The 12,763-nt window shown below is 64.1% G+C and carries 14 protein-coding genes; 11 read left to right on the forward strand and 3 right to left on the reverse strand.

Annotation, left to right across the window (positions count from 1 at the left end):
• Window positions 1-32 precede the first annotated feature (32 nt).
• From VSR68_RS09135 to VSR68_RS09145, 3 genes are all read right to left on the reverse strand, one after another.
• Complete coding sequence (locus VSR68_RS09135) at window positions 33-959, reverse strand: LysR family transcriptional regulator (protein WP_342939524.1); 927 nt, start codon at window positions 957-959, stop codon at window positions 33-35.
• Window positions 960-1,120: 161 nt separating this feature from the next.
• Window positions 1,121-1,744: a ubiquinol-cytochrome c reductase iron-sulfur subunit gene (gene petA, locus VSR68_RS09140; RefSeq protein WP_342939525.1), complete on the reverse strand. Its 624-nt coding sequence runs from the start codon at window positions 1,742-1,744 to the stop codon at window positions 1,121-1,123.
• Window positions 1,741-2,223, reverse strand: a complete 483-nt coding sequence (locus VSR68_RS09145; RefSeq protein ID WP_342939526.1) for a carboxypeptidase regulatory-like domain-containing protein — start codon at window positions 2,221-2,223, stop codon at window positions 1,741-1,743. Before VSR68_RS09145 ends, petA begins: the two co-directional genes overlap by 4 nt.
• Window positions 2,224-2,588: 365 nt before the next feature.
• Here VSR68_RS09145 and VSR68_RS09150 point away from each other — a divergent pair, with 365 nt between their 5' ends.
• The 11 genes from VSR68_RS09150 to VSR68_RS09200 all read left to right on the forward strand — a co-directional run bounded on the left by VSR68_RS09150 (window position 2,589) and on the right by VSR68_RS09200 (window position 12,763).
• A complete protein-coding gene (locus tag VSR68_RS09150; RefSeq protein WP_342939527.1) occupies window positions 2,589-2,828 on the forward strand; it encodes a hypothetical protein in 240 nt (79 codons plus the stop codon).
• A 53-nt stretch (window positions 2,829-2,881) separates the two neighbouring features.
• On the forward strand, window positions 2,882-4,087 hold the full coding sequence (locus VSR68_RS09155; RefSeq protein WP_342939528.1) for an MFS transporter: 1,206 nt from the start codon (window positions 2,882-2,884) through the stop codon (window positions 4,085-4,087).
• Window positions 4,088-4,320: 233 nt separating this feature from the next.
• Window positions 4,321-5,007 (forward strand): GntR family transcriptional regulator, encoded by a 687-nt coding sequence (locus VSR68_RS09160; protein ID WP_342939529.1) that lies wholly within the window; start codon window positions 4,321-4,323, stop codon window positions 5,005-5,007.
• A 281-nt stretch (window positions 5,008-5,288) separates the two neighbouring features.
• A complete protein-coding gene (locus VSR68_RS09165) occupies window positions 5,289-5,876 on the forward strand; it encodes an amino acid synthesis family protein (protein ID WP_090865848.1) in 588 nt (195 codons plus the stop codon).
• Complete coding sequence (locus tag VSR68_RS09170; RefSeq protein WP_342939530.1) at window positions 5,866-6,777, forward strand: alpha/beta fold hydrolase; 912 nt, start codon at window positions 5,866-5,868, stop codon at window positions 6,775-6,777. The genes VSR68_RS09165 and VSR68_RS09170 overlap by 11 nt, the downstream gene beginning before the upstream one ends.
• The gene (locus tag VSR68_RS09175; protein WP_342939531.1) at window positions 6,770-7,762 is read left to right on the forward strand and encodes a flavin reductase family protein; all 993 of its coding nucleotides are present in this window, start codon (window positions 6,770-6,772) and stop codon (window positions 7,760-7,762) included. The genes VSR68_RS09170 and VSR68_RS09175 overlap by 8 nt, the downstream gene beginning before the upstream one ends.
• Window positions 7,763-7,784: 22 nt before the next feature.
• Window positions 7,785-8,828, forward strand: coding sequence for an LLM class flavin-dependent oxidoreductase (locus VSR68_RS09180; protein WP_342939532.1), 1,044 nt, complete (start codon window positions 7,785-7,787; stop codon window positions 8,826-8,828).
• 27 nt (window positions 8,829-8,855) lie between these two features.
• Window positions 8,856-10,328: an aldehyde dehydrogenase gene (locus VSR68_RS09185; RefSeq protein WP_342939533.1), complete on the forward strand. Its 1,473-nt coding sequence runs from the start codon at window positions 8,856-8,858 to the stop codon at window positions 10,326-10,328.
• Window positions 10,329-10,371: 43 nt separating this feature from the next.
• Window positions 10,372-10,686 carry an NIPSNAP family protein gene (locus VSR68_RS09190; protein ID WP_342939534.1) on the forward strand — a complete coding sequence of 105 codons (315 nt, stop codon included), beginning with the start codon at window positions 10,372-10,374 and terminating at the stop codon, window positions 10,684-10,686.
• Window positions 10,687-10,760: 74 nt separating this feature from the next.
• Window positions 10,761-11,792 carry an ABC transporter substrate-binding protein gene (locus tag VSR68_RS09195; RefSeq protein WP_087738298.1) on the forward strand — a complete coding sequence of 344 codons (1,032 nt, stop codon included), beginning with the start codon at window positions 10,761-10,763 and terminating at the stop codon, window positions 11,790-11,792.
• 86 nt (window positions 11,793-11,878) lie between these two features.
• Window positions 11,879-12,763 carry an ABC transporter permease gene (locus VSR68_RS09200; RefSeq protein WP_152759383.1) on the forward strand — a complete coding sequence of 295 codons (885 nt, stop codon included), beginning with the start codon at window positions 11,879-11,881 and terminating at the stop codon, window positions 12,761-12,763.

The following is a 12,763-nucleotide window of genomic DNA, read 5'->3' on the forward strand; positions in this document are numbered from 1 at the left end:
CGCAACGCGGTTCAATGGAGCGAGTGGAGGGATCAGCGCGCGTCGGTGATGCGCTGTAGCTGCTTGAAGTGCCGGCGCAGACGCGGCGCGGCGAAGTCGACGAACGCGCGCACCTTCGGCACCGACAGGCGGCCATGCGGCGTGAGCAGATGAACGGGCAACGGCGCGTGTTCGCTGTCGCGCAGGACGATTGCGAGCTTGCCGTCCTTCACCTGCTGCGCGACGTGATAGGAGAACACGCGCGTGACGCCGCGCCCTTCGACGGCAGAGGCGACGGCTGCATCGATGCTGTTGACGATCAGCCGTGGCGAGAAGCGCACGACTTGCGCAACGCTCGAGCCTTCTGCTGGCGGAAAGCTCCATGAATCGAGACCGAAGTGCGTCATCGAGATGATCGGGTGTTGCTCGAGGTCGGCGGGTTCGCGAATCTTCGGATGTGTCGCGAGATAGCGCGGCGATGCCGTCACGACGCGCCGCGTTTCGCCGACAGGAATCGCGATCAGCGTCGAATCGGGCAGATGCGCGATGCGCAGCGCGACGTCGATCCCCTCGTCGATCAGGCTGACGGGACGGTCGAGCATGTGCAGGCGGACAGAGACGGCGGGGTGTTGATCGATGAAGGCGTCGAGGATGGGCCGCAGCAAATCCTGGCCCGCAGCCACAGGTGCCGTGACCGTGAGCAGGCCGCGCGGCGCGGAGCGCTCGCTTGCGACCAGCAGGTCGGCTTCTTCGAGATCGGTCAGGATGCGCCGGCATGCAGCGGCGTAGCGCTCGCCGGCTTCGCTGAGCTTGATGGTGCGCGTCGTTCGATGCAGAAGCGGCGACCCGACGTGCTCTTCGAGAAACGCTATGGCGCGGCTCACGGCAGCGGGCGAACGGCCGAGGCGCCGGCTCGCGCCCGCGAGGCTCCCTTCGTCCAGCGTCGCGACGAACACTTTCATTGCATCGATCCGGTCCATGGTGCATCGCTCGGGAAGCGTCGGCGGGGCGACGTTGCCCGGAAGTGTACAGCGGCGTATGTTCTCGCGAGGCTAGTGAGCCGTCGTGATCTCATCTCCTGGCTGTTCTCGTGCAAAAGGATTGCTGTTATCGAAAAGTCAAAGTCCAGCATCGACGCTTCCTACGCCGCTTCGCCCTGCTCATCCGCGCCGATCACGACGCTGTTCGCGCTCTCGTATCGGTAGCGCGGCACGTCGAGATTCTGCGGCGCGGGCTTGTCCTTGAACACGCGACCCGCAAGGTCATAGGTCGAGCCGTGACACGGACAGAGAAATCCGCCGGGCCAGTCGTCGGGCAAATTGGGCTGCGGGCCCGACTGAAAGCGCGGACTCGGCGTGCATCCCAGATGCGTGCAGACGCCCACCACGACGAGCAGGTTCTTGCGTTCCGCGCGCGAGCGGTACTCGTTGCGGCAATACGCGGGCAATGGCATCGAGAACGGCCGCTCGCTATGAGGATCGGCGACGAACGGATCGGCGGCGCGTACAGCGGCCATCATCGAATCAGTGCGATTGACGACGAAGACGGGCTTGCCGCGCCACGCGACCGTCAGCATGTCGCCGGACTGAAGACGGCTGATATCGACCGTTACGGGTGCGCCCGCCGCCAGCGCGGACGCGGGCGGCCGGAACGAATCGACGAAGGGCGTCACGAGTGCGACGCCTGCAACGCCGCCTGCTACTGTCGTCGCGATCATCCATCGGCGTCTTGCCTCGTCGGGCGGCGCGTCGACGACCGCGCTCACGTCGTGCTCCCATCCGCTCGCGCTGCTTGTGTCGTCGCTTGTGTCGTTTCCGCCGGCCACAGGAACAGCGTGCGAACATGCGTCGACGGCTTGACATCGACCACGCGCTGCTGCGTCTTGCCTTCGTAGCTGACGGTGATCCTGTAGCGTCCGTCCGGTAGCGACGCGAGCATGAATGGTCCATGCGAAGTGGCCTTCAGCAAGGTCGCGCCGTGCATGTCGGTGATATGAACAGGGATGTCCGCGAGATATTCGTTACCCTGATGCGTCTTGCCCGCGAATTCGAGCACGAGCGGGTACTTGTGCATTTCGTCCTTGAGCGCGGCCGATTGATCGCTGCCTACGCCGCCCGACAGATACGCGACGTTGCCCTCATGCTGAAGCGGCGGCAGGTTCGGCGTCGCGGCGAACACGACATTCGAGGTCTGCGCAAGCACGAGCGTGATGGCAAGAAGACCTGTTTTGGCGTATGAGTTCATGACGATCTCCATCGTGAAGATAAGTGCGTCGATGACGCGGCATTGCTTTTCGAATGCGCGCGATCTGAGCGAGCGGAGCGGTTGGCGAAATACCGTGTGTGGTTGCAGCGTCGCGGCGATTTCAATCTAGGCGGGGCGGATTAAACGAGACTTAAACGCTGTGGAGATGCGGTTGGTCATCAAGCGGGCGTTTTGCACTGACAGAAAGCTTTCTTATCGGCTTGTTAAAATGGCACGCCAGAAACAGCATTCGTTTTCTCGACTCATGGACAATTGCAATTGCTCGAAACGCTCTCGTCGTTGCACTATTCACGCAGCAGCGGCTGAACCTGCAATAGCCGGACTCGCGAATACAGCGCACTGATATGGAACGATCGCATGTTCTGCTGGGCATTCTCGCGTGGACGTTTTTCATCGGCGCGCTCTCGCTGATGTGGATCACCGTCAACGCGGGTTCGTTCTATTCCCGATACGCGCGCTGGTGCCGCGCGTGCAACATCACGCCGCCGGCGCAAAGTGTCGCGTTCTGGCTGAACTTCGCGGCGAGCGCGATCACGCTGATCGCGGCGTTGTTCTTCGCGGCAATGTATCTCGCGGCCAGCTAGCTTCATCGGTGCCGTGCCATCTGACCGAGCATTGATCCGTCATCGAACGCCTGATGCAAACACCGTCACGACTCAGTACGCTTCGACAGATACCCAACAGCGTCTGGGTGCTCGGCTGTGTCAGCCTGTTGATGGACGTGTCGTCCGAGATCATCCATAGCTTGCTGCCGATGTTCATGATGGCGAGCCTCGGCGCGAGCGCGGCGACGATCGGCATCATCGAGGGTGTTGCCGAGGCGACGGCGCCCGTCGTCAAGGTGTTCTCCGGCGTGCTCAGCGACTATCTCGGCAATCGCAAATGGCTCGCCGTCGCGGGCTACGGACTCGGCGCGCTGAGCAAGCCGCTGTTCGCGATTGCGCCGACGCTCGGCTTCGTCGTGACCGCCCGCGTGATGGACCGGATCGGCAAGGGCATACGCGGCGCGCCGCGCGATGCGCTCGTCGCCGACGTCACGCCGCCGCATCTGCGCGGCGCCGCGTTCGGGCTGCGGCAGTCGCTCGATACGGTGGGCGCATTTCTCGGGCCGCTGTTCGCCGTCGTCATCATGCTGATGTGGGCCGACGATTTCAGGCTCGCGTTCTGGCTTGCCGTGATTCCCGGCGTGCTGGCCGTCGTGCTGCTGACGCTCGGCATCGACGAGCCGTTGCGGCATGAGGGCGCAAAGCGCGTCAATCCGATTCGCCGCGACAACATCCGTCAACTCGGACGTGCCTATTGGTGGGTCGTCGCCGTCGGCGCCGTGTTCGCGCTCGCGCGTTTCAGCGAGGCCTTTCTCGTGTTGCGCGCAATGAACAGCGGCGTGCCGATCGCGCTCGTGCCGCTCGTGATGGTCGCGATGAACGTCGTCTATTCGTTGTCCGCGTATCCGCTCGGCAAGCTCGCCGATTCGACGAGCCATATCCGCCTGCTGATCGTCGGGCTCGCGATTCTCTGCGCAGCCGATGTCGTGCTCGCGCACGCTGTTCACTGGGGCATTCTGCTCGTGGGCGTCGCGTTGTGGGGCCTGCACATGGGCATGACGCAAGGGCTGCTCGCAGCGATGGTGTCGCATAGCGCGCCCGCGCATTTGCGCGGCACGGCATTCGGCATCTTCAATCTGTCGAGCGGAATCGTGACGCTGATATCGAGCGTGATCGCGGGCGCGTTGTGGGACCGGATCGGCGCGGCTGCGACGTTCTACGCGGGCGCTGCGTTCTGCGTGATGACGATCCTGTTGCTCGTGGCCAGTCCCGCGCGACGCATCGCGCAATGGCGATAGGCGGGCCGGCTGACGCTGCCTCCAATCGCCGATCAGCCGATCAACCGATCGCACGCAGCGCTCCGGCGTGATGAGCGCGCGACCGCGCGACGATTCGATGCTGCAAACCCACCGCGCTCTGACTTGCAGATCGGCATCATAGTGAGATGAACGATAATATGGCATTCCAGCCGGCGCGCTTCGGCGCATCGAACGCGCGGCGGGACCGTCGTCCTTTTTCCTCTTTGCCGCCTATGTCCGACCTCAAAATCGACCGCAACGCCAAGACGCTGCGGGAACTCACGCTAGACAAGCTGCGCGGCGCCATCGTGCAAGGCTATTTCCGGCCGGGCACACGGCTCGTCGAGCGCACGCTGTGCGACGAACTGGGCGTGAGCCGCACAGTCGTGCGTGAAGTGCTCCGGCATCTCGAGACGGAAGGACTCGTCGAGATCGTCGCGCAGAAAGGGCCGATCGTCGCGCGGCTCGATCCCGAGCAGGTCGGCGAGATCTACGAGCTGCGCGGCCTGCTGGAGGCAAACGCCGCGCGCGCGTGCGCCGAACAATCGACGCCTGAGCTCGTCCGGCAACTGCGCGACATCCGCAAAACCATCGAGGATGCATTCGAACAGCGCGACATGCCGCGCGTGCTCGAATTCACCGAGCGCTTCTACGAGGCGATGTTCGACGGCGCGCAAAAGCGCGTGTCGCTGGCCGTCGTCAAGACGCTGAACGCGCGCATCAACCGGCTGCGCGCATTGACCATCGCGACGCCGGGCCGTGGCGACGAGTCGAACCGCGAGATGAACAAGCTGCTCGATGCGATCGAGCGGCGCGACGGCGACGCGGCATCGGCGGCGTCCTTCGCGCATATCAGGCGCACGGCGGAGCTGGCTTTGAGCGCGCTCGCGCAGCAGCAGGAAGCCGCCGACAACGGCTGATCTTTTCGCCCGCCAACACTGACGAACCAAAGGCCGCCGGCGCTCCCGGCGGCCTTTTTCATTTGATCCGCCGTTCTCGCCCGTAGACGCCTGCCGTCCGCCGCCCTGGCGATCTGCCGCGCTGCACAACGCCCCGCGCGCCGAAAACCGTGCCTGAAATCGCGCGATCCATATCATGGTATTCCATAATACTTTGCTGCTTGGTGTAGTCCATAAGATGGCATACCATAATCTCAACGAATCGCAGATCACGGCCTCGGGCCCACTCAGGAGAAATCGATATGAAGCTGGAAGTGCGCAAGCTGGTCACTTACATCGAAGAGACCTTTATCGAAGGCGGCAAGGAAGCGGCCCGACCGTTGAAGCTGTTCGGCGCGGCAGCCGTGCTGCGCAATCCGTGGGCGGGGCGCGGCTTCGTCGAAGACCTGAAGCCGGAGATCCACGCGCTCGCGCCGCAGCTCGGCGAAATGCTGACGGCGGAAATGCTGCGCGTCGCGGGTTCCGGCGACGCGATCGAAGGCTACGGCAAGGCGGCCATCGTCGGCACGTCGGGCGAAATCGAACACGCGTCCGCGTTGATTCACACGCTGCGTTTCGGCAACCACTACCGCAAGGCCGTCGGCGCGAAGAGCTATCTGAGCTTCACGAACTTGCGCGGCGGCCCGAACTGCCCGATCTCGATTCCGCTGATGCACAAGCACGACGAAGGCATGCGCTCGCACTATCTGACCGTGCAGTTTTCGATCGTCGATGCACCCGCGCCCGATGAACTCGTGATCGCGCTGGGCGCATCGATTGGAGGCCGTCCGCATCACCGTATCGGCGACCGTTATCAGGATCTGAAGGAACTCGAATCCAATGAAGCCTGAACTGGCGCCCGAGCGGGCGGTGTCGCAGGGCGAGGCCGCGGGCACGAGCTATAGCGTCTACGCGCCGCGCTGCGACGAGAGCGGCGAGACGGTCGTGCTGATCCACGGCGTGGGCATGAACCAGAGCGTATGGGCGCCGCAGATCGACGCGTTGACGGCGTCGTTCCAGGTCGTCGTGTACGACATGCTCGGTCATGGCGACAGCGCGCTGCCGACGCCCGCGCCGACGCTCGACGAATACGCGGCGCAACTCGAAGCGCTGCTGGACACGATGCGAATCGGGCGCGCGCATATCGTCGGGCATTCGATGGGTGCGCTCGTCGCACTCGAATTCGCGCTGACGCATCCGCAGCGCACGCTGAGCGTCGCGGCGCTGAACGCGGTGTACGACCGCACGCCCGCGCAGCGCGAAGCCGTCATGACGCGCGCCGCAACGCTGGACGACGACGCGCCTGCCGGTGTGAGCCCGAACGCGGGCGTCGACGCGACGCTGTCGCGCTGGTTCGGCGATCCGATTCCCGTTCATCTGACGCAGGCGGCGCAGGCCGTGCGCGAGCTGCTGCTGTCCGTCGATCCCGTCGGCTATGCGCGCACTTACCGGCTCTTTGCCAGCTCGGACGATGCGCACGTCGGCCGCCTCGCGAGTCTCGCCGTGCCCGCGCTCTTTCTCACGGGCGAGTGCGATCCGAATTCGAGCCCGTCGATGTCGGTAGCGATGGCGGCCGCCGCGCCGTTCGGCCGCGCAGAGATCATCGCGAACGAGCGCCACATGATGAACGTCACCGATCCGGCGCGCGTGAACGAAAAGCTGCTCGCGTTCCTCGCCGAAGCATCGGCGGCGAACCCGGCGCGAGCTTTCAACCCGAAGCACCGAACGATTCCTGGAGAACGCCATGACTGAGCGGACCAATGAGCGGACCACTGAGCGAAGCAACGAGCAAATCGCGGAACAGGCTTTCGACATCGCCGGGTTTCGCCGCGCGCTCGGCGCGTTCGTGACGGGCGTGACGGTCGTCACGACGATCCAGCCGGACGGCTCGCCACGCGGCTTCACGGCGAATTCGTTCACGTCGGTGTCGCTCGATCCGCCGTTGATTCTCGTGTGCATCGCGAAGACGGCGTCGAGCTACGCGGTGTTTTCGCAGACACGCAGCTTCGCAGTCAGCGTGCTCGCCGAAGATCAGAAAGCGGTGTCGGGCGTGTTCGCATCCAAGGCCGCCGACAAGTTCTCGCAAGTCGCGTGGCACGCGCGCACGACGGGCGCGCCCGTGATGGACGATGCGGCCGCGAGCTTCGACTGCACGACGCATGAAGTCGTCGATGCCGGCGATCACATCATATTGATCGGACGCGTCGTCGATTTTGTTCATACGAGCTCGTCGCCGCTCGGCTATTGCCGGGGCGCGTATGTGAACTTCAGCCTGTCGCAGGATGCGTTGGCGGCGGCCAGTTCGCGCGCCCAAGTGGGCGCGATTCTCGAACATCGCGATGGACTCGTGCTGCTCGACACGCCAAAGGGATTGCAGTTGCCGACAGGCATCAAGCTCGAACCCGCGAGCGACGCGGCGAGCCTGCGCGGCGTGCTCGCGAAGCTCGGTCTCGACGCGCATCTCGACTTCATTTTTGCCGTCTTCGAATCGGGCAGCGGACAGGCGCCGAGTGTACAAATCTATTATCGCGGCCGCGTGATCGACAGCGGCGCTGCATGGATCGATAGCTCGATCCGCATCGTGCCGTTGTCGCAGATTCCGTGGGACGAATTGCGCGACGAAGCCGTGCGCTCGATGCTCGAACGCTATGTGCGCGAACGCAGCGAAGACGCATTCGGCATTTACGTCGGCGATACGGAAGCCGGTACGGTGCAGACGCTTGCGCTTGCTCACTGATCCATACGAGAGGCCACACATCATGAAATTTTCGCTGTTTCTGCACATGGAGCGGTACGACAACACGACGTCGCATCGCGAGCTGTTCGACCAGATGACCGAGCTCGTGCAGATCGCCGAGCGCGGCGGGTTCGAGACGGCATGGATCGGCGAGCATCACGCGATGGAGTTCACGATCGCGCCGAACCCGTTCGTCAATCTGTCGTATCTCGCCGCAAAGACGGAGCGCATTCGACTGGGTACGGGCACGGTGATCGCGCCGTTCTGGCATCCGATTGCGCTCGCGGGCGAAGCGGGCATGGTCGATGTCGCGAGCAACGGGCGGCTCGATCTCGGCATCGCGCGCGGCGCGTACTCGTTCGAATACGAACGCTTGCTGCCGGGGCTCGATGCAATGAGCGCGGGCGCGCGGATGCGCGAGCTGGTGCCCGCGCTGCGCAAGCTCTTCGAAGGCGATTACGCGCACGAAGGCGAGTACTGGTCGTGGCCAAAGAGCACGCCGGTGCCGCGTCCCGTCCAGCAGCCTCATCCGCCGATGTGGCTCGCCGCGCGCGATCCGAACTCGCATGCGTTCGCCGTCGCGAACGGCTGCAACGTGCAGGTGACGTCGCTGGCTTCCGGCGATGCCGAAGTCGTGAGCCTGATCGAGCGCTTCAATGCCGCGTGTGCCGCGCATCCGGACGTGCCGCGTCCGCAGGTGATGATGCTGATGCATACGTTCGTCGGCGCGAACGCGGCCGAAGTGGATGCGGCCGTCGAGGACCTCGCGCGCTTCTATCGCTACTTCAGCAAATGGTTCAAGAACGAGCGCCCCGTCACGCAAGGTTTCATCGAGCCGCTGACGGACGCCGACGTCGAGATGTTCCCGCAGTACTCGGCCGAGTCGATTCGCAAGAACCTCGTGATCGGCGAGCCGAAGCAGGTGATCGCGCGGCTCAAGGGTTACGAAGAACTCGGCTATGACCAGTACAGCTTCTGGCTCGACAGTCACATGAGCTTCGAGCGCAAGCGCAAGTCACTGGAGCTGTTCATCTCCGACGTGATGCCCGCTTTCGACAAGCATTGAAGCAATCCTCTGATTGGAGTGGCTGACATGGTCCAGCGGTTCCAGCAATACATCGACGGTGCATTCGAAGATGCGCGCGAGCATTTCGACAGCGTCGATCCGTCGACGGGCGACGTGTGGGCGCGCATGCCTGCCGCGAGCGCCGAAGATGTCGACCGCGCGGTGCGCGCCGCGCATCGTGCGCTGAACGATCCGGCGTGGGCGAACCTGACGGCGAGCGCGCGCGGCAAGCTGTTGTACAAGCTCGCCGATCTCGTCGCGCAACATGCGCCGCGTCTCGCGGAACTCGAAACGCAGGACACGGGCAAGATCATCCGCGAGACGCGCGCGCAGATCGGCTATGTCGCCGAGTACTACCGCTATTACGCGGGCGTCGCCGACAAGATCCAGGGCGCGTGGCTGCCCGTCGACAAGCCCGATATGGAAGTGACGCTGCGTCGCGAGCCCGTCGGCGTCGTCGCGGGCATCGTGCCGTGGAATTCGCAGCTTTTTCTGTCGGCGGTAAAGGTCGGGCCCGCGCTCGCGGCGGGTTGCACGATTGTCCTCAAGGCATCCGAAGACGGCCCCGCGCCGCTGCTCGAATTCGCGCGGCTCGTGCACGAAGCGGGCTTTCCGAAGGGCGTCGTCAACATCGTGACGGGCTTCGGCAACAATTGCGGCCGCACGCTGACGAGTCATCCGCTCGTGTCGAAGATCGCTTTCACGGGCGGCCCCGAAACGGCGCGTCACGTCGTGCGCAATTCGGCGGAGAACCTCGCGGCGATGTCGCTGGAACTGGGCGGCAAATCGCCCGTGCTGGTCTTCGACGACGCCGATCTCGACAGCACATGCAACGCCGTCGTCGCGGGCATCTTCGCGGCGACGGGGCAAAGCTGTGTCGCGGGCTCGCGTCTCGTCGTGCAGCGCGGCATTCACGATGCGCTTGTCGAGCGTCTGATCGCAAAGGCACAGGCGATCCGCATCGGCAATCCGCAGGACATGGCGACTGAAATGGGACCGCTCGCGACGCGCCGTCAACTCGAACACATCGAGCGCGTGCTGCGCGCGAGCGTCGAAGCGGGCGGGCGCATCGTGACGGGCGGCAAGCAGCCTGACGGCGCGAGCAAGGGCAACTACTTCATGCCGACCATCGTCGATTGTCCGAGTGCGCAAGTGCCGAGCGTGATGGAAGAACTGTTCGGGCCGGTGCTCAGCGTCGTCACATTCGATACGGAAGCCGACGCGGTCGCGCTCGCGAATGACACGCGCTATGGCCTCGCGTCCGGCGTGTTCACGCGCGACCTGACGCGCGCGCATCGACTGACGCGTGCGTTGCGCGCGGGCATCGTGTGGGTCAACACGTATCGCGCGGTGTCGCCGATCGTGCCGTTCGGCGGCTACGGTTTGAGCGGACTCGGACGCGAGGGCGGCCTCGAAGCGGTGCTCGATTACACGCGCACGAAATCGGTCTGGATTCGCACATCGGATGAACCGATCGCCGATCCGTTCGTGATGCGCTAATCGCGATCAACGCTCGAACACGAAGCGAGGAACAGGAGCCCGCATGTTTTACGAAATCCGCACGTACCGCATCAAGACGGGCGCCGTGCCCGCCTATCTGAAGCTCGTCGAGGAGGAGGGCATCGAGTTGCAGAAGCGGTATCTGGGTCAACTGGTCGGCTACTTCTTTTCGGAGGTCGGTCCGCTGAATCAGATCGTGCATATCTGGGCCTATCCGAGTCTCGACGAACGCGAGCGCCGCCGCGCCGCGCTCGCCGAAGACGCTGCATGGCAGGCCTTTGCGCCGAAGATTCAGGCGCTGATGGAAGAGATGGAAAACAAGATCATGAAGCCGGCGCGTTTCTCGCCGCTGACCTGAGAACCTGAGAGAGAGCGTCCGGCTGGCCGCCGTACACGTTGCCCCGATACAAAACGTATTTCATGGAGACAGACATGAGCAGCAGAAGCACTTCTTTCATTGCGCCGCTGGTCGCGCTGTGCGCGGCGACGCTGGTGTCCGCGCCCGTCCTCGCCGCGGACCCGATCGTCTTCACGAGCTGGGGCGGCACCACGCAATCTTCGCAACAGAAGAACTGGGCGCAGCCGTTCACGCAGGCGACGGGCATCAACGTGCTGATGGACGGCCCGACCGACTACGGCAAGCTGAAGGCGATGGTCGACAGCGGCAACGTGAACTGGGATGTCGTCGATGTCGAAGGCGACTTCGCCTACGCCGCGCAACAGGCAGGACTGATCGAACCGATTGACTATTCCGTCGTGAAGAAGGACGAGCTCGACCCGCGCTTCGCGACGCAGGCCGCAGTGGGCAGCTTCTACTACTCGTTCGTGCTCGGCTACAACAAGGCGAAGTACGCGGGCGCGCAGCCGTCGACATGGGCCGATCTGTTCGATACGAAGAAATTCCCCGGCAAGCGCACGCTCTACAAATGGTCGGCGCCCGGCGTGCTCGAAATCGCGCTGCTCGCCGACGGCGTGCCGCCGAACAAGCTCTATCCGCTCGATCTCGACCGCGCGTTCAAGAAGCTCGACACGATCAAGAGTCAGATCGTCTGGTGGAGCGGCGGCGCGCAATCGCAGCAACTGCTCGCATCGGGCGAAGCGCCCATCGGCATGTTCTGGAACGGCCGCCTGCATGCGCTCGAACAGACGGGCGTGCCTGTCGGCATTTCATGGAACCAGAACCTGACGGCCGCCGACATGCTCGTGATCCCGAAGGGCGCGAAGCACAAGGCCGAGGCGATGAAGTACCTCGCCGCCGCGACCAGCCCGCAAGCGCAAGCGAAGTTCGCAACGGACACTGGCTATGCGCCGATCAACGTCAAATCGGCCGCGCTGATGTCGCCCGCGATCGCGAAGACGCTGCCCGATCAGTACAAGTCTTCGCAGATCAATCTCGACATGAAGTACTGGGCAGAGAACCGCGACGCGATCGCGAAGCGCTGGTACGCGTGGCAGTCGAAATAAGCGCGCTTTGCGTGAGCGTCGACATCAGCGTCGACACAAACGTCGACATGAGCGCCGCATAGTCATCGGAGTGGATGGGAGACACCATGCCTAATGTTCTGAGTACCGTCGCGCATCCGCCCGCGACGGCCACGCGCCGGCGGCGCGACTGGCGCAGCATTCGCCTGCTCGTGCCCGCGCTGTTGCTGCTCGTGATCTTCTTTCTGCTGCCGGTGCTGTCGCTGCTGTTGCGCAGCGTGATCGAGCCGACGCCGGGTCTGCACAACTACGAGCAACTGCTCGGCTCGACGACCTATCTGCGCGTATTCGGCAACACCTTTCTGGTGGCGACGGTCGTGACGGTCGTGACGCTCGCGATCGGCTTTCCGACTGCGTGGCTGCTCGCCATCGCGCCGCGCAAGCTGAGTTCGTTTTTGTTCGCGATCCTGCTGCTGTCGATGTGGACCAATCTGCTTGCACGCACGTTCGCATGGATGGTGCTGCTGCAACAGACGGGGCCGATCAACCGCATGCTGATGGCGCTCGGCATCATCAGCGAGCCGTTGACGCTCGTGAACAACCTCGTCGGCGTGACGGTCGGCATGACGTACATCATGCTGCCGTTTCTCGTGATGCCGCTGCACGCGACATTGCGCAGCATCGATGCGTCGACGCTGCGCGCGGCCGCGATCTGCGGCGCGAGCCGCTGGCAGGCGTTCTGGCGCGTGCTGGTGCCGCTCGCGATGCCCGGCGTCGCATCCGGCGCGCTGATGGTGTTCGTGATGGCGCTCGGTTACTTCGTCACGCCTGCGCTGCTCGGCGGCCCGTCGTACATGATGCTCGCCGAACTCGTCGCGCAACTCGTGCAGGAACTGCTGAACTGGGGCCTCGCCGGTGCTGCCGCATTCGTGCTGCTCGCGGTGACGCTCGCGCTCTACGCGTTGCAACTGCGCTTCACGGGCAGTGCGCGCGCAAGTATTGGAGGACGGTGA

It is taken from the genome of Paraburkholderia phymatum, from assembly GCF_038900715.1.
GTDB lineage: Bacteria > Pseudomonadota > Gammaproteobacteria > Burkholderiales > Burkholderiaceae > Paraburkholderia > Paraburkholderia phymatum_A.

Excerpts from the sequence above, each read along its gene's own strand:
- VSR68_RS09200 (WP_152759383.1), top strand. The coding sequence starts at position 11,879 with ATGCCTAATGTTCTGAGTACCGTCGCGCATCCGCCCGCGACGGCCACG.
- VSR68_RS09155 (WP_342939528.1), top strand. The coding sequence starts at position 2,882 with ATGCAAACACCGTCACGACTCAGTACGCTTCGACAGATACCCAACAGC.
- VSR68_RS09145 (WP_342939526.1), bottom strand. The coding sequence starts at position 2,223 with ATGAACTCATACGCCAAAACAGGTCTTCTTGCCATCACGCTCGTGCTT.
- VSR68_RS09170 (WP_342939530.1), top strand. The coding sequence starts at position 5,866 with ATGAAGCCTGAACTGGCGCCCGAGCGGGCGGTGTCGCAGGGCGAGGCC.
- VSR68_RS09135 (WP_342939524.1), bottom strand. The coding sequence starts at position 959 with ATGGACCGGATCGATGCAATGAAAGTGTTCGTCGCGACGCTGGACGAA.
- VSR68_RS09175 (WP_342939531.1), top strand. The coding sequence starts at position 6,770 with ATGACTGAGCGGACCAATGAGCGGACCACTGAGCGAAGCAACGAGCAA.
- VSR68_RS09195 (WP_087738298.1), top strand. The coding sequence starts at position 10,761 with ATGAGCAGCAGAAGCACTTCTTTCATTGCGCCGCTGGTCGCGCTGTGC.
- VSR68_RS09160 (WP_342939529.1), top strand. The coding sequence starts at position 4,321 with ATGTCCGACCTCAAAATCGACCGCAACGCCAAGACGCTGCGGGAACTC.
- VSR68_RS09150 (WP_342939527.1), top strand. The coding sequence starts at position 2,589 with ATGGAACGATCGCATGTTCTGCTGGGCATTCTCGCGTGGACGTTTTTC.
- VSR68_RS09185 (WP_342939533.1), top strand. The coding sequence starts at position 8,856 with ATGGTCCAGCGGTTCCAGCAATACATCGACGGTGCATTCGAAGATGCG.
- VSR68_RS09190 (WP_342939534.1), top strand. The coding sequence starts at position 10,372 with ATGTTTTACGAAATCCGCACGTACCGCATCAAGACGGGCGCCGTGCCC.
- VSR68_RS09180 (WP_342939532.1), top strand. The coding sequence starts at position 7,785 with ATGAAATTTTCGCTGTTTCTGCACATGGAGCGGTACGACAACACGACG.
- VSR68_RS09165 (WP_090865848.1), top strand. The coding sequence starts at position 5,289 with ATGAAGCTGGAAGTGCGCAAGCTGGTCACTTACATCGAAGAGACCTTT.